Raw genomic sequence first — 19139 nt, 5'->3', positions numbered from 1 at the left:
CGCTCCTGTTCCGTTCGCATCCGCCGCCGCCTGCGGGCCGCGGCGGTTGAACCGTTTGTCGACACCGCCCCTGCTCCCTCCGCCCGTGCGCGGGAGCGCCCGAGCCGATGATTTCCCTGCATTTCCGCCCCGGTCCCGACTTCCTGGCGCAGGCCGGCGCCTCGGTATGGCACTTCCTCGACCATTGCGGACAGGCCGCCGGCGCCCACGTGCTGGTGCCGACGGCCGCGCAGATTCCTGGCGTGAGGGCCGCGCTGGACGCCGCGGCGCGGGCCGCGGGCGCGCCGCGGCTGCTGCCGCGCGTGCTGACGCTCGGGCACTGGCTGCTCGACCTGCCGCCGGAGGCCCAGCCCGTGCGCAGCGCGGCCGCGCGGCTGCTCGCCGTACAGCAGGCATTGCGCGGCCAGGAATGGTTGCGGCGCGCCTTCGGCGCGCAGACCGAGGGGGCGGCCTGGGGGCTGGCGCAGACATTGCTGTCCATCTGCGACGAATTGAGCGCGCGCTGGCTCGAAGACGAAGCGGTGCGCGACGATGACGACATCCTGGGCGACGACCGCGCGCAATTGCTGCAGGGCGCGCTGGAACGGACCTACGCGCACCTGAGCGATCGTTTTCTGGGGGAGGAGGCGCGCATCGTGCTGGCCTTCTGGCAGGCGCTGTCGGGGCCGGACGATCCGCTGCCGGCGCGCCGGCGGGCGCTGCGCAACCTGGCCGAGCACGTGCCCGGCCCGGTGGTGTGGCTGGGGCCGACACCGCCGCAGCCGATCGAGGCGGCGTTCCTGCGCGAGGCGGGCGAGCTGGTGCCGGTGATGGAGATCGGCTACGACTGGTCGGGGCGCGCGCTGGCGTCCGGGGAGGAGGGCGTCACCGGCTGGTACGAGACCCTGCTGGCACTCTGGCCCGAAGCCGTGCTGGTGCCGCGCGCACCGCGTGCCGATGGGGAAGACGAGGCAGCGGACGAGGCGGTCGGCGTCCCGGCCACCGGGGACGCGGGCCTGCCCTGGCGCATGCCGGGCGAGCTTCCCCCATTGCCGCCGCAACGTCCCAACCTGCGCGTGATCGGCAGCGCGCGCTTCGAAGACGAAGCCACGGCCGCGGCGGAGCAACTGGTGGCCTGGCTCAATGCCGGTCGGCGCCAGGTGGCCCTGGTGGCGCACGATCGCGTGGTGGCACGCCGCACGCGCGCGCTGCTGGCGCGCGCCGGCGCGCCGGTGCGCGACGAGACCGGATGGAAATTGTCCACCACGCGCGCCGCCGCAGCGCTGATGCGCTGGTTCGACCTGCTTTCCGGCGAAGGGGATACCGCAGCCCTGCTCGACCTGCTCAAGAGCCCGTTCTGCCTGCCGGAGTTTCCATCGCGAGGCGCGGCCATCGCGGTGCTGGAGCGGCAGATCCGGCGCGATGCCATCTCGGGAGGATGGCACCGGCTTACCCAGCTGTTCGCCGGCGCGGCGCGGCACGACCCGGCTACCGGCGACGACCTTGCCGAAGCAGAGCTGGCGGCGCGCCAGGGCGCACGCGCCCTGGTTGCCGCGCTCTCGGGCGAGGCGGCGCAGTGGCCGCGCGGCCGCGCCCAGCGGCCGGTCGCGCACTGGCTGGAGCGGCTGGACGCCATGCTCGACGCGCTTGGCATGCGGGCAGCGCTGGCTGGCGACGACGCCGGCCAGCAGTTGCTCGACGCCCTGGCGCGCCTGGACGAACTGCCGCAGGACGAGGCGGGCGCGCAAGCCTCGCTGGACCTGGGCGAGTTCCGCGCAATGCTGTCCGCGCTGCTGGAGGCAGTCGCCTACAAGGAGCCCTCGGCGAGCAGCGCGGCACGGATCACCATCCTGCCGTTGAACGGTGCGCGCATGCGGCGTTTCGAGGGGGTGGTGATCGTCGGCTGCGACGACGGCCAGCTGCCGTCGAGCGCGGCCGAGCTGATGTTCTTCTCCAACCAGATGCGGCGCGAGCTTGGGCTGGAGGACCGCGAGGTGCGCTTCGCCCAGCAGGCACGCGACCTGGCCGAAGTGCTGCTCAACAACGACGAGGTCGTGATGACCTGGCAGCGCCTGGGCGGGCGCGGCGAACCGAAGCATGTGTCGGGCTGGATCGAGCGGCTCTCGGCCTGCTGCCGGCGCGCAGGCGAGCCGATCGAAGCCGTTGCCGCGGCCCCGGTCCACGAGACGCGTGCCTTGCCGTCGGGCATGCCGGCGCCGGCGGCGCCGGCGCTGGTGCCGCCGCGCTGGAGTGCCCAGGCCTACAACATGCTGCGGCGCTGTCCCTATCAGTTCTTTGCCGGCCGCATGCTCGGGCTGTCGGGGCTCGACGCGGTCAGCGACGAACTGGAGAAGCGCGATATCGGCGATCTGCTGCACCGCGTCCTGCTGCGCTACCACACCGAGCTGCAGGACAGCGGCGGGCAGCCGCGCGACGCGCAAGGCCGGCTCGCGCTGCTGCGGCAGTGCACCGATGCCGTGTTCGGGCCGCTGGTGGCCGAGGACGGCAATGCGATCGGCTACTACCGGCGCTGGTGCGAGGTGCAGCCCTCCTATATCGAATGGCAGGCCGGCCGCGAGGCCGAGGGCTGGCGGTGGCGCGCCGGTGAACTCGATGCCGGCATCGACCTGGCCATGCCGGATGGTGAGCCGCTGCGCCTGAACGGACGCATCGACCGCCTAGACCAGCACCGGGATGGCGGCCATGCCGTGCTCGACTACAAGACGCAGAGCGCGGCGCGCCTGCGCAAGAAGGTGGGGGACGTGGAAGAAGACTGCCAGTTGCCGTTCTACGGCCTGCTGCGTGCCGATGCGGTCAGCGGTAGCTGGGTGTCGCTGGAGGGCGTGCAGGACGGGGCCGCGGCCGCCCAGCGCGAAGTGGCGCTGCCCGATTTCGACGCCGCCGTCGCCTGGCTGGAGCGGCAGTTGCGCCACGACGTGGTGCGCCTGCGCGGCGGCGCGCCGCTGCCCGCCATCGGGGATACGGCCGCCTGCACCTGGTGCGAGGCGCGCGGCCTTTGCCGCAAGGGCTTCTGGGAGTCGACCGCGCTGCCGGAGGCGATCCGATGAGCGTGCATGCCTATCTGCGTGACGGCCTACCGGTCGGCGAAGCCGAGTTCACCGCCGCTGCCTGCGATCCCGCCCGTTCGGTGGTGGTCGAGGCCTGCGCCGGCAGCGGCAAGACCTGGCTGCTGGTGGCGCGCCTGCTGCGCCTGCTGCTGGCCGGCGCGGCGCCGCACGAGATCCTCGCCATCACCTTCACGCGCAAGGCGGCGGAGGAGATGCGAGATCGCCTGCTGGAGGTCCTTGCCCAGCTCGCGCAGGGGGCGGACGACGAGGTACTGGCGGCATTGCGGCTGCGCGGCCTGAGCGACGCCGAGGCGCGCGCCGCGCTGCCGCGCGCGCGCACCTTGCACGCACGCGTGCTGGCGGCGCCGGGACGCATGGCGATCGATACCTTCCACGGCTGGTTCGGTACCCTGCTGCGCGGCGCGCCGCTGTCCTCCGGCATCGTGCCGGGAGCGTCGTTGCGCGAGGATGCGCTGCGGCTCAGGCGCGAGGCCTGGGCGCCGTTCTGGCGCTCGCTCGGCGCGCCGCAGTATGCGGAGCTGCGCCAGGCCTACGAGACGCTGGTCGACGCCATCGGCGAATTCCAGGCGCGGGCCTGGCTCGATGCCATGTTCCACGCACGCAGCGAATGGTGGGCGCTGCAGGAGGCCGGTCCGCCCGAGCTGGCGCTGGCGGAGCAGCTCGGCGACGACGCGCGCCTCGACGTGGTGGCGCAGGCGCTGCTGGAAGACGGCTGGCTGGCCGACGGCCAGGCGTTGGCCACGCGCCTGGGCGGCGGCGGCAAGACCGAGCAGAACCATGCCGCGCGCCTCGAGGAGGGGCTCAGCGCGGTACGCGCCTGGCGCGAGGGCGGCGCGCACGAAGGCGAGCCGGCCGCCCAGGCCTTCGCGCGCCTGCGCGCCGCTTTCTTCACCGCGGCCGGCGCGCCGCGCGCGCTGCGCCGGACCAGCGGCCTGGCCAAGGCCGCCGGCGGCGAAGCGATGGTGGATGCCTTGCTGCAGGCGCATGCGGGACTGTGCGAGCAGCTCGACGAACTGGCCGCGCGCCGCTGCGAGGCGGCCGTGCTGGCCTTGAACCTGGCCGTCTACCGCTTGGGCGATGCCTTGCTGCAGCGCTACCAGCAGCTCAAGCACGAGCAGCGCGCGATGGACTTTGCCGATCTCGAATGGCTGGCGGCGCGCCTGATGGCGGACGAGGAAACCGCCACCTACCTGCAGGTCCGCCTCGACGCGCGCTACCGCCATCTGCTGCTCGACGAGTTCCAGGACACCAATCCTCTGCAGTGGCGCATCCTGCAAGGCTGGCTGGCCGGCTACGCCGGCACCGGGCAGCGCCCGTCGATTTTCCTGGTCGGGGATCCGAAACAGTCCATCTACCGCTTCCGCCGTGCGGATGCGCGCTTGTTCGAGAGCGCGCGCGAGATGCTGCAGCGCGAGTTCGGCGCCACCGTGCTGCGCACCAATCGCACGCGCCGTAACCGTCCGGCGGTGCTGGACTGGGTCAATGCGGTGTTCGATGCCGCGCGCGAGCAGGGGCGTTACCCCCTCTACGAAACGCAGACCACAGCCTTGCCGGGCCAGGGCGGTCCGCTGTGGCTGCTGCCGCTGGTGGAGCCCGAGGCGGCTCCAGGCAAGGCGGAGACGGGCGAAGACGGAAGCTCGGAAACCGGCACGCAGGCCGGTGAGCCGCCCGATGCGCAGGCCGATGCCGGCGGGCATCGCGATACGCTGCGCGAGCCGCGCAGTGCCGGTGGCGACTCCCTGCGCCTCGAGGAAGGCAGGCGCGTGGCCGCCTGGTTGCAGCGCCTGCGCGCGACCGTGATGGTGCAGGACCACGCGGGTGAACGCCCGGTGCGCTGGAGCGACATCTACCTGCTGGTCCGGCGCAAGAGCTATCTGCCCGACTACGAGCGGGCCCTGCGCGAGGCCGGCATTCCCTGCCTGAGCCCGCGCCGCGGCGGCCTGCTGGCCACGTTGGAAGCGCTCGACCTGTCGGCGCTGCTGGCTTTCCTGATGACGCCCGAATCGGACCTCGACCTGGCGCACGTTCTGAAAAGCCCGCTGGTCGGCGCCTCCGACGACGACCTGGTCGCACTCGCGCAGCAGCCGGGCGAGGGCGGCTGGTGGGCGCGCCTGCAGGCCGGTGGCGTACCCGAGGGTGCCTCCGCCGCGCTGGGCGAGGGCGTGGCGAGGCTGCGCGGGTGGCTGGCGATCGCGCCGCAGCGGCCGGTGCACGACCTGATCGACCACATCTACCACAGCGGCGAGGTGCGGCGCCGCTACGCCGAGGCCGCGCCGGCCAGCATCCGCGAGCAGGTGCTGGCCAACCTGGACGCTTTCCTGAAGCTGTCGCTCGATCTCGATGGCGGCCGCTATCCGAGCCTGCCGAAGTTCATCGATGAACTGCACGAGATCCGGCGTGGCGACGAGACGGAGAGCCCGGACGAGGGCGGCATGAGCGACGATCCCGAACAGGACGCGGCCGACGCCGCCGACGGCCAGGGGCTGGACGCCGTGCACATCCTGACCGTGCATGCCGCCAAGGGGCTGGAGGCGCCCTTCGTGGTGCTGCTCGATGCCAATCACAGCGAGCCCGCGGCCGACCGCAGCGGCATTCTGGTCGACTGGCCGCCACAGGCGCAGGTGCCGCGGCATTTCTCGGCCTACGGCAAGCGCAGCGAGCGCGGCCGCGCTCGCGCGCCGCTGTTCGAGACGGAAGCCGCGCTGGCCGAGCGTGAAAACTGGAACCTGCTCTATGTGGCCATGACGCGCGCGCAGCAGGGGCTGCTGGTCAGCGGTGTCAAGGGGCGCGCGGCGCGCGGCGCGGAGGAAGGCAACGATGCCGAGATCGCGGGCAGCTGGTACGTGCGGCTGCAGGCGGCCGGCGTGGCCGAGGCGGTCGCGGCGCGTCCGGGCGAAGGCGCCTCGCCTGCCGGCGAAGGCGCGCGCGCGGCGCCGCAAGCCGTGCGCTACACGGACTTCCGCACGCGCTACCGCGATGCCGAGCGGCTGGCGGCACGGGCCGGGACCGCGGAGGCGGCAGAGGGCGCGGAAGGTGCGGAAGACGTAGTGCAGGAGGAGGCCATCGTCTTCGATGCCGCCGCCGCGCGGCATGGCGAACTGCTGCATGCGCTGCTGGAACGGCTGACGCGTTATCCGCATGCGTTCGGCGCGGTTCCCGCGGTGGAGACGGTGCTGCGCTGGTTCCCGCTGGCCGGCGTGGGCAGCGCGCAGGCGCGCGAGCTGTGGCGCCGGCAGGCGCAGGCCGCGGTGGATGCCGCGCGCGCGATGCTGGACGCGCCGGCGCTGGCGGCGCTGCTGTCGGGGCGCGGCGCGCTGAGCGCGCGCAATGAGGTCGAACTGTACGATGCGCGCGGCAGGCTGCTGCGCATCGACCGGCTGGTCGAATACCCGGAGCGCGTGGTCATCATCGACTACAAGCTGCGCCTGCTGCCCCAGGAGCATGCGGACTATGCCGCCCAGCTCGGGCGCTATGCGGCCGCACTCGGCCCGATGTTCCCGGGGCGGCGCATCGAAGCCGGAGTGGCCACGGCCGACGGCGAGTGGATTCCGCTCGAGCGCCTGCGCGCCGGCGCACGCCAGCCGCAGCAGGGCTCGCTGTTCTGAGGCGGTCGGCTGAGCCGCTTGGGCAGCCGCCTTGCAAACGGCGCTGGAAGTGCCATAGTGCTGTTGGGGCGGCTTGCCGGATACGCCAGGTGGCGAGAGCGGCGCTGCGAACGTGCGGAGCCCGCCGCGGCGATATCCGATGGACGTGCGGACGGCACAGCGCGACTTCGGGCGGGCAGGCTTGGAATGTGTTGCGGGGGAGGTTGCCGGAAGGCGGGGCTGCGGGAGGGATGGGGGAGGTGGACGAGCCTGGCCCTCGGCACTGGCGGAAAACGGCTATGGCTGCTTCGTTCCCGACCTGACCAGGTTGACCGCGCCGCCATGCGAGGAGGCCCGTCCGAGCGGCATTGTAACCCAGCGCGGCGGACTTGGGCCCCTTTGCAATGAAATTCTTGCCTGGCGCGGGGGGATCGGGCCGCGCCAGCGGCGCAGCATGAGCGGGGGCGGCGCGCCGAAGCGCCGGCCCGGTTGCGGCCGGCACGGTCACGGACGGCAGACGAGCTAGCGAGCGAACCATGAACGCCAACGAACAGATACTGCACGCGGCGCTGCCGCCGCAGGAGATCTCGGAACAGGTGCTGCGGGAAAAGTACGCCAAGGGGGAGGAGGACAGCGTCGGGCAGGTACGCCGCCGCGTGGCGCGTGCGCTTGCCGAGGCCGAGCCGCCTGCGCGGCGCGAGGCCTGGGCCGAGCGCTTCCTGTGGGCGCAGGAGAACGGCTTCGTCCCTGCCGGGCGCATCAATTCGGCAGCGGGGACCGGGATCCAGGCGACGCTGATCAACTGCTTCGTGCAGCCGGTGGGCGATTCGGTGTCGGATCCCGTCGCCGGCCCGGACGGGGTCAAGCCCGGCATCTACACGGCGGTGGCGCAGGCCGCCGAGACCATGCGGCGCGGCGGTGGGGTCGGCTACGACTTCTCCGCGATCCGGCCGTCCGGCGCGCTGGTGCGCGGCACGCATTCGCGCGCCTCGGGGCCGGTCTCGTTCATGAAGGTCTTCGATGCGTCCTGCGCCACGGTGGAGTCCGCCGGCGCGCGGCGCGGCGCGCAGATGGGCGTGCTGCGCTGCGACCATCCGGACATCGAGATCTTCATCCATGCCAAGGACCGCGGCGAGCTGAGCAACTTCAACCTCTCGATCGGCGTCAGCGATGACTTCATGCGCGCGGTCGAGGCCGATGCCCAGGTTGAGCTGGTACACGAGGCCGAGCCCGGCGCCGAGCAGATCGCCGCCGGCGCCTACCGCCGCGCCGACGGCCAGTGGGTCTACCGGCGCGTGCCGGCGCGCGCGCTGTGGGAGCAGGTCATGCATGCGACCTACGACCATGCCGAACCCGGCATCCTGTTCCTGTCGCATATCAATGCCGACAACAATCTCTATTACTGCGAGCGCATCGAGGCGACCAATCCCTGTGCGGAACAGCCGCTGCCAGCCTACGGCTGCTGCGATCTCGGTTCGATCGACCTGACCGCCTTCGTCGAGCGGCCGTTCGCGGCGGACAGCGCCTTCGATTTCGCGCGCTTCGCCGAGGTCGTGCAGGTGGCAGTGCGCATGCTCGATAACGTGCTCGATATCACCTACTGGCCGCTGCCGGAGCAGCAGGCGGAGGCGCGCGCCAAGCGCCGCGTGGGGCTGGGCTTCCTCGGCCTGGGCAGCGCGCTGGTGATGCTCGGCCTGCGCTACGACACCGAGCCGGCACGGGCGCTGGCCGCGCGCATCGCCGAAGTGCTGCGCGACGAGGCCTACCGGGCTTCGGCCGCGCTGGCCGGGGAGAAGGGCGCCTTCCCGCTGTTCGATGCCGATGCCTACCTGGCTGGCGGCTTCGTGGCGCGCCTGCCCGAACCGCTGCGCGCCGCCATCCGGGCCGGCGGCCTGCGCAATTCGCACCTGCTGTCGATCGCGCCGACCGGCACTATCACGCTGGCTTTTGCCGACAACGCGTCCAACGGCATCGAGCCGGCCTTCTCCTGGACCTACCAGCGGCGCAAGCGCATGCCGGACGGTGGTTACCAGTCGTTCGAGGTGGCCGACCATGCCTGGCGGCTGTACCGGCACCTGGGTGGCGACGTGGCGTGCTTGCCGGACAGCTTCGTCACGGCGCTGCAGATGTCGGCGCTGGACCACATGCGCATGCTGCAGGCCGTGCAGCCCTATATCGACACCAGCATCAGCAAGACGGTCAACGTGCCGGAGGACTATCCTTACGATGCCTTCCGCGACCTCTACCTGGAAGCCTGGAAGGCAGGCCTCAAGGGGCTGGCGACCTATCGCCCCAACCGTGTGCTGGGGGCGGTGCTGTCGGTCACGCCGCCGGCCGCGGCCGCCCCCCCGGCGCCGGCGGGCGGCGACGACCTGCTGCGCAGGCCCTTCTCGAGCCGGCCGGTCGGTGACCTGGAGGGGGTGACCTCGAAGATCGAGTACATGACCTATGAGGGGCGCAGGACCGTCTACCTGACCGTCAATTTCATGCGGGTGACCGGCACCGTGGGCGGCAGGCCCGCCACCATCGAGCGTCCGGTGGAATTCTTCATGCCGGCAGGCCAGCGCAGCGAGGGGCAGCAGTGGATCACTTCCACCATGCGGCTGCTGTCGATGGTGGCGCGCTCCGGGGGCTCGGTGGCCAAGGCCCTGGCCGATATGCGCAACGTGGTCTGGGACAAGGGCACGGTGCGCTATGGCGTGCTGGTGCGGCAGGACGGCAGCGAAGTGCCGCGCTTCCACGATTCCGAGGTGGCGGCGATCGGCTATGCGCTGCAACGCATCCTGATCCAGCGCGGCTTCCTCGATGAGGAGGGGCGTCAGGTGCCGGTGGCGCGGCTGGCCGAGCGGTTGACCGAGCGACCGGACGCGCCGGCCGGGCGGCGGCCGGCCGCGGGGCACGCGGCGGCCGGCCCGGTGCCGGCTGCGCCGGGCGTCGGCTCGGGCAAGCCCTGTCCGGAGTGCGGCGCACACGCCTTGCACAAGATCGACGGTTGCGCCAAGTGCGCCAACTGCGGCTACATCGGTGAGTGCGGCTAGCGTGCCATGCCGGCGTCACGGGCGGCGGCGGCAGGGGACGGCCGGCGGCGGTCCGGGCGGGCCTGGCCGGCGCCGGAAAGGGGGCCGCATTTTGCTACAATCGCCGCCATGAGTTATCAAGTTCTAGCGCGCAAGTGGCGCCCCCGGGATTTCTCCACGCTGGTCGGCCAGGAGCACGTGGTGCGCGCGCTCACGCATGCGCTGGAACAGCAACGGCTGCACCACGCCTACCTGTTCACCGGCACGCGCGGAGTCGGCAAGACCACGCTGTCGCGCATCCTCGCCAAGGCGCTCAACTGCACCGGGCCTGACGGCAGTGGCGGCATCACGGCCGCGCCTTGCGGGCAGTGCAAGGCCTGCCAGGAGATCGACAGCGGGCGCTTCGTCGACTACATCGAGATGGACGCCGCCTCGAACCGCGGCGTCGACGAGATGGCGCAACTGCTGGACAAGGCGGTCTATGCGCCGACAGTCGGGCGCTTCAAGGTCTATATGATCGATGAAGTGCACATGCTGACCAACCACGCCTTCAACGCCATGCTGAAGACGCTGGAGGAGCCGCCCGGACACGTCAAGTTCATCCTGGCGACCACCGACCCGCAGAAGATCCCGGTCACGGTGCTGTCGCGCTGCCTGCAGTTCAACCTCAAGCAGATGCCGCCGGGACACATCGTGTCCCACCTGGACCATATCCTGCGCGAGGAAGGCATCGAGCATGACGGCAATGCGCTGCGCCTGCTGGCCCAGGCGGCCCACGGCTCGATGCGCGACGCCCTGTCGCTGACCGACCAGGCCATCGCCTACAGCGCCGGCCAGGTCGGCGAAGAGGCCGTGCGCGGCATGCTGGGGGCGATCGACCAGGGCTATCTGGTGCAGATGCTCGACGCGCTGGCCGCCGAGGACGGCGCCGCGCTGCTCGGCATCGCCGACACCATGGCCGACCGCAGCCTGTCCTTCGCCGGCGCGCTGCAGGATCTCGGCTCCCTGCTGCACAAGATCGCGCTGGCGCAGGCCGTGCCGGCCTCGGTGCAGGACGAATGGCCGGAGGCGGCCGACGTGCGCCGCCTGGCCTCCGCCTTCGACGCGCAGGAAGTGCAGCTGTTCTACCAGATCGCCAACCTTGGCCGCAGCGAACTGGCGCTGGCGCCGGACGAGTACGCGGGCTTCACCATGACGCTGCTGCGCATGCTGGCCTTCCGCCCGTCGGCGGCGCCGGCCGCCACGCCGGTGCAGAGCGGCGGCGTACCGGCACCGCGTCCGCGGGCGGCCGCCGGCGCAGGGGTGGCGGCGGCGCCCGTGGCCCGTGCCGCGCCGGCCCAGGCTGTGCCGGCTGCCGAGACGTCCGCTGAGCCGGCGCCGGCTGCCGAGGCGTCTGCGCCGGCTGCTGCGGCTGTTGCGGTGCCCGCCGGCCCCGCGGCCGGCGCCATGTCTCCCGCGCGCGCCGCGCTGGCGGCGGCCCGCCAGGCCTCCGCCGCACGTGGCGGCGGCGCGCGCCAGCCGGCCTCGGCCCTGCAGGCGCCGGGTCCTGCCGCCGCCAGTACCACGGCGCCGGCAGCCAAGCCGGCACCCCAGCCGCTGCGTCCGCCCGGGGCTGCGCGCCCGGCGCCTGCGGCGGCTGCCCCCGCCATGCCGTCTGCACCTGTGGCCGCACCGGCCCCGGTTGCCGCGCCGGCCCGCAACCGTCCCGCGGCAGCGCCGGAAGCCGAGTTCGTGCCCCCTTGGGAAAGCGCCGGGGGCAGCGACGTGCCGCCTTGGGAGGAACTGCCCCCCGACCTGCCGCTGATCGGCCCCTACGGCAGCGATGCCGAGCCTTCGATGCCGCGGGCCCGTCCTGCCGCGCGCGCCGCCGCCGTGGAGGCGCGGCCGGAGCGGATGGCCGGCGAGCGCGCCGAGGGCCGGAGCCCGGAGACGAACATCGACCCGCCCGCGGGCAAGCCGCTCGCAGCCAAGCCGGCGCCGCGCCAGCCCGTCACCTTCGTCGAGGAAGGCGGCGTACCGCCGGTCTTCACCGGTGACTGGCCCGGCCTCGCGGCGAGCCTGTCGCTGAAGGGGCTGGCGCAGCAACTGGCCTACCAGAGCGAGCTGGCGCGCGTGGTCGCCAACACCATCCACCTGCGCGCACCGGTGGCCGCCATCACCGAGGCCGGCGTGGTCGAGCGGCTGCAGCAGGCTTTGTCCGAACATTTCGGCCAGCCCGTGCGCGTGCAGTGCGAGGTCGGTGCCGTTGTCGAGACCGCCGCCGCGGCCGATGCCGAGGCGCGCGAGCAGCGCCAGCGCGAGGCCGAGGCCAGCATCGATGGCGATCCCTTCGTCCAGGGCCTGCTGCGCGAATTCGGCGGGCAGATCGTGCCGGGCTCGATCCAGCCGCGCGTCGGCTGACAGAGGATTTCCGGGGAGCGGCATCGGCCGGCTCCCGTTATCGTTTCAAACCCACCGTATTCAGGAGTACACCGCCATGATGAAGGGCCAACTGGCCGGGCTGATGAAGCAAGCCCAGCAGATGCAGGAAAACATGAAGAAGATGCAGGAGCAGCTCGCCCAGATCGAGGTCGAGGGCCAGTCCGGCGCCGGCCTCGTCAAGGTGACCATGACCTGCAAGAACGACGTCAAGCGCGTCTCCATCGATCCCAGCCTGCTCGCCGACGGCGAGGACAAGGAACTGCTGGAGGATCTCGTTGCCGCCGCCTTCAACGACGCGGTGCGCAAGGCCGAGGCCACCTCTCAGGAGAAGATGGGCTCGATGACCTCCGGCCTGCCGCTGCCGCCGGGCTTCAAGCTGCCGTTCTGAGCGTCGGCGGGCAAGCCATGCGCAGTCCAGCGAGGATGCCGGTGCGGACGGGGGGCGGGCGATGAAGGGCGCGCCGCCGACCTCGCTGCAGGCCCTGATCGAGGCGCTGCGGGTGCTGCCCGGCGTCGGGCCCAAGTCCGCCCAGCGCATGGCCTACCACCTGCTGCAGCACGACCGCGAAGGCGCGCGCCGACTGGGCGATGCCCTGCGCGGCGCGGCCGATGGCATCCATCACTGCGCGCGCTGCAACACCTTCACCGAGCACGATGTCTGCGAGACCTGCCTGGACGCGGGGCGCGACGCCTCGCTGCTGTGCGTGGTGGAAACACCCGCCGACCAGGTGATGATCGAACAGACCCTGACCTACCGCGGACAGTATTTCGTGCTGATGGGGCGGCTCTCGCCGCTGGACGGCATCGGCCCCCGCGAGATCCATCTCGACCGGCTGCTGGCACGCGCCACCGATCCCGCGCTCGGCGGCCCGGTGTCCGAGGTGATCGTCGCCACCAACTTCACCAGCGAGGGCGAGGCCACCGCCCACTATGTGGGCGAGATGCTCAAGGCCCGCGGCCTCAAGGTCACGCGCCTGGCGCGCGGCGTGCCGGTCGGCGGCGAGCTCGAGTACGTCGATGCCGGCACCATCGCGCGGGCGGTGATGGACCGCCGCACACTGTAGCCCGCTCCATGCCGATGCCCAGCCACCCGCCGGCCCCGGCCCAGCGCGCGCCGGCATGAATCTCGCGCGCTTCGACCTCGTCACGCTCGGCCTGTTCGTCGCGGTGGCCCGGCAGGGCAGTATCTCGGCCGGGGCGCGCCAGTCGCACCTGGCCGTGGCGGCCGCCAGCAAGCGCATCTCCGACCTGGAGGCCGCGGTCGGCGCGCCGCTGTTCTTCCGCCGGGCTTCCGGCGTCCAGCTGACCGAGGCTGGCCAGGCCTGTTTCCATCACGCCCTGACCATTCTGCAGGACGTCGAGCGCATGGCCGGCGTCATGTCGGACTACGCCAGCGGCGTGCGCGGGCAGGTGCGGGTCTGCGCCAATACCTCGGCCATCACCCAGTTCCTGCCCGACGACCTTGCCACCTTCATGCGGATGCACCCGACCATCCGCATCGAACTGGAGGAGCTCAACAGCAGCGAGATCGTGGCCGCGCTGGTGGAGAACCGCGCCGATGTCGGCATCTTCGCCGACCGCACGCCGTGCGAGGGGCTGGTCACGGTCGAATACCGCCAGGACGAGCTGGTGCTGGTCACGCCGCCGGGCCACCCGCTCTCCACGCGCGGACCGGTGCGCTATGCCGACACCCTCGAATTCGACTTCGTCAGCCTGCCGCAGGTGACTTCGCTGGCCGCGCGCCTGCTCGAGGAGAGCAGCCGGCTGGACCGCCCGTTCCGCCTGCGCATCCAGGTGCGCAGCTTCGACGCCATGTGCCGCATGGTGATGGCCGGCCTGGGCGTGGGTGTGCTGCCGCGCATCGCGGCCGAGCCGCACGTCAAGTCCATGGGTTTGTCGCTGGTGCCACTGCAGGATGCCTGGGCGCGGCGCTCGCTGCTGATCGGCATGCGTGACCCGGCCGGCCTGACCGTGTCGGGACGGCTGCTGATTTCCCACCTGTGCGGAGACCGGGCGCCGTTCTGAGCGCCGTGCAGCGTCCGGGCGCACGTCCGGGCTGAGCCGCTTCGCCGGGGCGGGCGCCTGCGCGGCCGCCCGGTCGTCCGATCGTCGGGGCCGTGGCGTCGACGGCCTTTCGCATTCCGAGAAAGCCCGCTTCACCGATTGCCGATTCCCCGCCCCGAAGGGCTGCGGCACACTGCGCCCCATTGCATCGGTGCCTCCGCCCGTTCCGCGCTGCGGATCGCGACGCGGCAAGCGCGCCCCACCCACCGCAGGAATCCCATGACGCGACAGATCCTCGAAGGCATCCGGGTACTGGAACTCGGGCAATTGATCGCCGGCCCGTTCGCCGCCAAGACATTGGCCGACTTCGGCGCACAGATCATCAAGGTCGAGCCGCCCGGCCAGGGCGATCCGCTGCGCAAATGGCGCATGCTGCATGAGGGCACCTCGGTCTGGTGGGAAGCCCAGTCGCGCAACAAGCAATCGGTCTGCGTCGACCTGCGCCAGCCGGAAGGGCAGGACCTGGTGCGCAAGCTGGCCGCCGGGGCCGACGTGCTGATCGAGAACTTCCGCCCCGGCACGATGGAGAAATGGGGACTGGGCCCCGAGGCCCTGCACGCGCTGAATCCGCGCCTGATCATGCTGCGCGTGTCGGGCTACGGGCAGACCGGGCCGAAGAAGGACGAGCCGGGCTTCGCCGCAGTCGCCGAGGCCATGGCCGGCCTGCGCCACCTGACCGGCGAGCCGGGCCGTGCGCCGGTGCGCGCCGGGCTGTCGCTGGGCGACACCATCGCCGGGCTGCATGGGGCGCTCGGCGTACTGCTGGCGCTCTACGAGCGCGATGCGCGCGGCGGCCAGGGCCAGGTGATCGACGTGGCGCTGTACGAGTCGCTGTTCAACCTGAGCGAGAGCCTGCTGCCCGAGTATTCGGCTTTCGGCGCCGTGCGCCAGCCGGCCGGCGGTGCGCTGCCGGGCATTGCGCCCTCCAATGCCTACCCCTGCGCCAGCGGCGAGTACGTGCTGGTGGCGGCCAACGGCGACGCCATCTTCAAGCGCCTGATGCACGGTATCGGCCGCCCGGACCTGGCCGAGGATCCGGCACTCGCGCGCAACGACGGCCGCGTCCAGCGCGTCGACGAGATCGACGCCGCCATCGCGGCGTGGACGCGCACGCAGACCGTGGAAGCCGCGCTGGCCGTGCTGCGCGCCGCCGAGGTGCCGTCCGGACGCATCTATACGGTCAAGGATATTGCCGAAGACCCGCACTACCGTGCGCGCGGGGTGATCGAGCAGGTCACCTCGGCCGGTGGCCTGTCGGTGGAGGTGCCGGGCATCATGCCCAAGCTCTCCGCCAGCCCGGGTGCGATCCGGGAGCGCGCGCCCCGGCTCGGCGAGCACACCGACACGGTGCTGGCGCAGGCCGGCTTCGACGCCGCCACCATTGCCGACCTGCGTGCACGTGGGGTGATCGCATGAATGCCGCCGCGTTCGTGCGCGGCGCGGCGCACGTCGAGATCAACGAAGTGGCGCCGCGCGACGGGCTGCAGATCGAGCCGCTGGTGGTGCCGACCGAGGCCAAGCTGGGCTTTGTCGACGCCTTGTCCGCCTGCGGCTTCGCCCGCATCGAGGCAACCTCTTTCACCTCGGCGCGGGCCATCCCCGCGCTCGCCGATGCCGAGGCCGTGATGCACCGCATGCAGCGCGTCCCCGGCGTGCGCTACACCGCGCTGGTGCCCAACCTGCGCGGGCTGGAGCGCGCGCTGTCGTGTGCGCCCGACGAGCTGAACCTGGTGATGTCGGCCAGCGAGACCCACAACCGTGCCAACCTGCGCATGACGCGCGCGCAGTCGCTGGCCCAGCTCGAAGCGATGATCGCCGAGGCGGGCAAGGCCGGGGTGCCGGTCAACGTGTCCTTGTCGACGGTGTTCGGCTGCCCCTTCGAGGGCGAGGTGGACGATGCCGAGGTGCTGGCGCTGGCGCAGCGCCTGGCCGAGGCCGGCGCGGCGGGCATCACGCTGTGCGACACCACCGGCATGGCCTATCCCGACCAGGTCGCGCACCTGTGCATGGCGTTCCAGGCGCGGCTGCCGGCCGCCGCCCTGACCATCCACCTGCATAACACGCGCGGCATGGGTCTGGCCAACGCGCTGGCCGCCTGGCAGGCCGGCGTGACACGCTTCGATGCCGCTGCCGGTGGGCTGGGCGGCTGTCCGTACGCGCCGGGCGCGAGCGGTAATGTCAGCACCGAGGAATTGGTCCATATGTTCGCCGCCATGGGCGTGGAAACCGGCGTGGATCTCGGCCGCCTGCTGCAGGCCGTGGCCGGGCTGCCGGACATGATCGGGCGCGATCCCGGCAGCCAGCTGCTGCGAGCCGGCCCGCGCCTGCGCACGCACCGGCCGCCGGATTGGCTGGCCGCGCATTTCGCTGCGGCCGGCGCCGCCTGAATCCCATGCTGCCCGCGGGAGCTTGCCCGCTGCGGCGGGTACCGCAGAGGAGCGCGCCCGGCGCCGGAGACGGCCGAGGGCCGGCTGGCCAAGGCTGGCGCAGGCAGGCGCAGGCAGGTGCAGGCAGACCAACAGATAAACAGACAATCAAAGAGACAGGAGACGCGCATGCAGACCCCGATTCCCGCAATTCCCGCTGCCAAGGCACGGGCCGACGCGATGCTTGCCGGCCGTCGCCGGCGCCTGTCCGGTGCACTGGCATGGCTGGCCCTTGCCGGCGCCGGCAGCTTCGCCGCGCGGCCGGTTCTTGCCCAGGATGGTGCCTATCCGAGCCGCAACGTCACGCTGGTGGTGTCGGCCGCCGCCGGGGGCACCACGGACATCGCGGCGCGCATGATCGCCGAGCCGCTGGCCAAGGCGCTGGGCCAGCCGGTGGTGGTCGACAACCGGCCGGGTGGTGCCGGCAGCATCGCCGCGCAGCTCGTCGCTCGCGCCAGGCCGGACGGCTACACGCTGCTGTTGCAGTACTCGGGCTTCCACGTCATCACGCCGCTGCTGGTGAAGAACCTGAGCTGGGATCCGGTCAAGGACTTCGCGCCGGTGGCCAACGTGCTGTCGGCGCCCCAGGTGCTGGTGGTGCGGCCGGGCCTGCCGGTGAAGTCGCTCAAGGAGCTGGTTGCCTACGCCAAGGCGCACCCCGATAAGCTGAACTACGCCTCCTCGGGCAACGGCTCCCTGCAGCATGTCTCGACCGAGCTGCTCAAGCAGATGGCCGGCATCGAGATCACGCACGTGCCCTACAAGGGCACCGGCCCCGCCATGACCGATCTGCTCGGCGGCTCGGTGGACCTGACCATCACCACGCCGCCGCCGCTGATGGGGCATATCCAGGCCGGCAAGCTGCGCCCGCTGGTGGTGACGAGCAAGAAACGGCTGCCCAGCCTGAAGGACGTGCCATCGGCGCCGGAGGCGGGCTATCCCGACCTCGAGGTGTCGTCCTGGTTCGCCATGTACGCGCCGGCCGGTACGCCCAAGCCGGTGATCGACAAGCTGGCGGCCGAGATCGAGAAGATCATGCGCAGCGACGCGTTCCGCGCCAAGGCCGAGGAAATGGGGGCCGAAGCCCAGTTCATGGGGCCGCAGCAACTGGCGCAGTACCAGCGCGGCGAACTGGCACGCTGGGCCAAGGTGATCAAGAGCGCCGACATCCACGCCGAATGAGTGCGGAATGAGCGCGGAATGAATGCACCGAGGCAAGCCTTCCGAAAGGCTTGCCGGGTATCGTCAGCCTGGCCCGGCCGCGCGATGGCGTCGCCAGGCAGCGGCATTCGGCGCGACTAGGTGAATATCCCGATGCGGCTGGCAAGGCACTCGCGTAGCATCGCATCCTGCCGCGCAGCGGCGCTTCCGGGTACAAAACAGGTAGGAGAGAGCATGGATAACAAGAATTCACGCAGGCGCGTCCTGCTGGCGCTGTCATTGGCCGTGGCCGGCCTGTGCGCCGGGGGCAGTGCGATGGCGCAGGCCAAGCTGGAGAAGAGCAAGGTCACCATCGCCGTGGGCGGCAAGAACCTGTTCTATTACCTGCCGCTGACCATCGCGGAGCGCCTGGGCTATTTCAAGGACGAAGGCCTGGACGTGCAGATCGTCGATTTCGCCGGCGGCGCCAAGGCGTTGCAGGCGGTGGTGGGCGGCAGCGCCGATGTCGTCTCGGGAGCCTACGAACACACGCTGGCACTGCAGGCCAAGGGCCAGCAGTACCAGGAGTTCGTGCTGCAGGGCCGCGCGCCGCAGATCGTGCTGGTGGTGTCGAACAAGACCATGCCCAACTACAAGTCGATCGCCGACCTGAGGGGCAAGAAGATCGGTGTGACCGCGCCGGGCTCGTCCACCAACATCATGGTCAACTTCGTGCTGGCCAAGGCCGGCCTGAAACCGAGCGACGTGTCCTTCATCGGCGTAGGCGCCAGCGCGGGCGCGGTGGCGGCGATGCGCTCGGGCCAGATCGACGCGATGGCCAACCTCGATCCGGTGATCTCGATGCTGACGCAGAAGGACGAGGTCAAGATCGCCTCGGATACCCGCACGCTGAAGGAAACGCAGGCGGTGTTCGGCGGCAATATGCCGGCCGGCTGCCTCTATGCGTCGACCGCTTTCATCCAGCAGAACCCGAACACCACGCAGGCCATGGCCAACGCCATGGTGCGCGCGCTCAAGTGGCTGCAGAAGGCGGGCCCGTCGGATATCGTCAAGACGGTGCCGGAAAGCTATCTGCTGGGTGACCGGGCGCTCTACCTGGCGGCGTGGGAGAAGGTGCGCGAAGCCATCTCGCCGGACGGCACCATGCCGGCCGACGGTCCGCGCACGGCCCTGAACACGCTGCAGCAGTTCGACGCCGAGATCCGCGGCAAGAACATCAAGCTCGACACTACCTACACCAATGCCTTCGTGCAGAAGGCCAACGCCAGGTACAAGTAAGGCAGGGCAGGGCGAGCAGGGCCGGTAAGCGCGCGCGGCGTGCTGCCGTGCCTGCGGCAGCCGCCGCGCCGTGCAGCCCCTTGCTCAGCACCCGGCGCCGCATGGCGGCGCATTCCGATG

At 71.5% G+C, this 19139-nt stretch carries 11 protein-coding genes and 1 other RNA gene; 11 read left to right on the top strand and 1 reads right to left on the bottom strand.

The annotated features are described in order from the left end of the window. Positions 1–107 precede the first annotated feature (107 nt). Positions 108–3047, top strand: a complete 2940-nt coding sequence (locus tag BKK81_RS14000) for a PD-(D/E)XK nuclease family protein (RefSeq protein WP_071014018.1) — start codon at positions 108–110, stop codon at positions 3045–3047. Beyond that, on the top strand, positions 3044–6673 hold the full coding sequence (locus BKK81_RS13995; protein ID WP_071014015.1) for a UvrD-helicase domain-containing protein: 3630 nt from the start codon (positions 3044–3046) through the stop codon (positions 6671–6673). The genes BKK81_RS14000 and BKK81_RS13995 overlap by 4 nt, the downstream gene beginning before the upstream one ends. A 239-nt stretch (positions 6674–6912) precedes the next feature. On the opposite strand, the gene ffs is transcribed toward BKK81_RS13995, so the two are convergent. Beyond that, positions 6913–7011: signal recognition particle sRNA small type (gene ffs / locus BKK81_RS13990), an RNA gene on the bottom strand. Positions 7012–7188: 177 nt separating this feature from the next. Here ffs and BKK81_RS13985 point away from each other — a divergent pair. The 9 genes from BKK81_RS13985 (at position 7189) to BKK81_RS13945 (ending at position 19019) form a co-directional block, all read left to right on the top strand. After that, on the top strand, positions 7189–9690 hold the full coding sequence (locus BKK81_RS13985) for an adenosylcobalamin-dependent ribonucleoside-diphosphate reductase (protein ID WP_071014012.1): 2502 nt from the start codon (positions 7189–7191) through the stop codon (positions 9688–9690). Positions 9691–9798: 108 nt separating this feature from the next. Next, positions 9799–12069: a DNA polymerase III subunit gamma/tau gene (locus BKK81_RS13980; protein WP_071014010.1), complete on the top strand. Its 2271-nt coding sequence runs from the start codon at positions 9799–9801 to the stop codon at positions 12067–12069. Between the two features lie 76 nt (positions 12070–12145). Next, positions 12146–12478, top strand: coding sequence for a YbaB/EbfC family nucleoid-associated protein (locus BKK81_RS13975; protein ID WP_071014008.1), 333 nt, complete (start codon positions 12146–12148; stop codon positions 12476–12478). Between the two features lie 61 nt (positions 12479–12539). Beyond that, on the top strand, positions 12540–13154 hold the full coding sequence (recR, locus tag BKK81_RS13970; protein ID WP_071014005.1) for a recombination mediator RecR: 615 nt from the start codon (positions 12540–12542) through the stop codon (positions 13152–13154). A gap of 55 nt (positions 13155–13209) precedes the next feature. Further along, positions 13210–14115 carry a LysR family transcriptional regulator gene (locus tag BKK81_RS13965; protein ID WP_071014003.1) on the top strand — a complete coding sequence of 302 codons (906 nt, stop codon included), beginning with the start codon at positions 13210–13212 and terminating at the stop codon, positions 14113–14115. Between the two features lie 258 nt (positions 14116–14373). Beyond that, complete coding sequence (locus tag BKK81_RS13960; protein WP_071014000.1) at positions 14374–15570, top strand: CaiB/BaiF CoA transferase family protein; 1197 nt, start codon at positions 14374–14376, stop codon at positions 15568–15570. Continuing rightward, positions 15567–16541, top strand: a complete 975-nt coding sequence (locus tag BKK81_RS13955; RefSeq protein ID WP_071013997.1) for a hydroxymethylglutaryl-CoA lyase — start codon at positions 15567–15569, stop codon at positions 16539–16541. Before BKK81_RS13960 ends, BKK81_RS13955 begins: the two co-directional genes overlap by 4 nt. Before the next feature lie 219 nt (positions 16542–16760). Beyond that, the gene (locus BKK81_RS13950) at positions 16761–17762 is read left to right on the top strand and encodes a Bug family tripartite tricarboxylate transporter substrate binding protein (RefSeq protein ID WP_071016469.1); all 1002 of its coding nucleotides are present in this window, start codon (positions 16761–16763) and stop codon (positions 17760–17762) included. Positions 17763–17975: 213 nt separating this feature from the next. After that, positions 17976–19019, top strand: coding sequence for an ABC transporter substrate-binding protein (locus BKK81_RS13945; RefSeq protein ID WP_071013994.1), 1044 nt, complete (start codon positions 17976–17978; stop codon positions 19017–19019). Positions 19020–19139: the final 120 nt, after the last annotated feature.

It is taken from the genome of Cupriavidus sp. USMAHM13 (assembly GCF_001854285.1).
GTDB lineage: Bacteria > Pseudomonadota > Gammaproteobacteria > Burkholderiales > Burkholderiaceae > Cupriavidus > Cupriavidus malaysiensis.
Note: the sequence above shows the minus strand (reverse complement) of the source record. Positions and strands in the feature narration are given on the sequence as shown.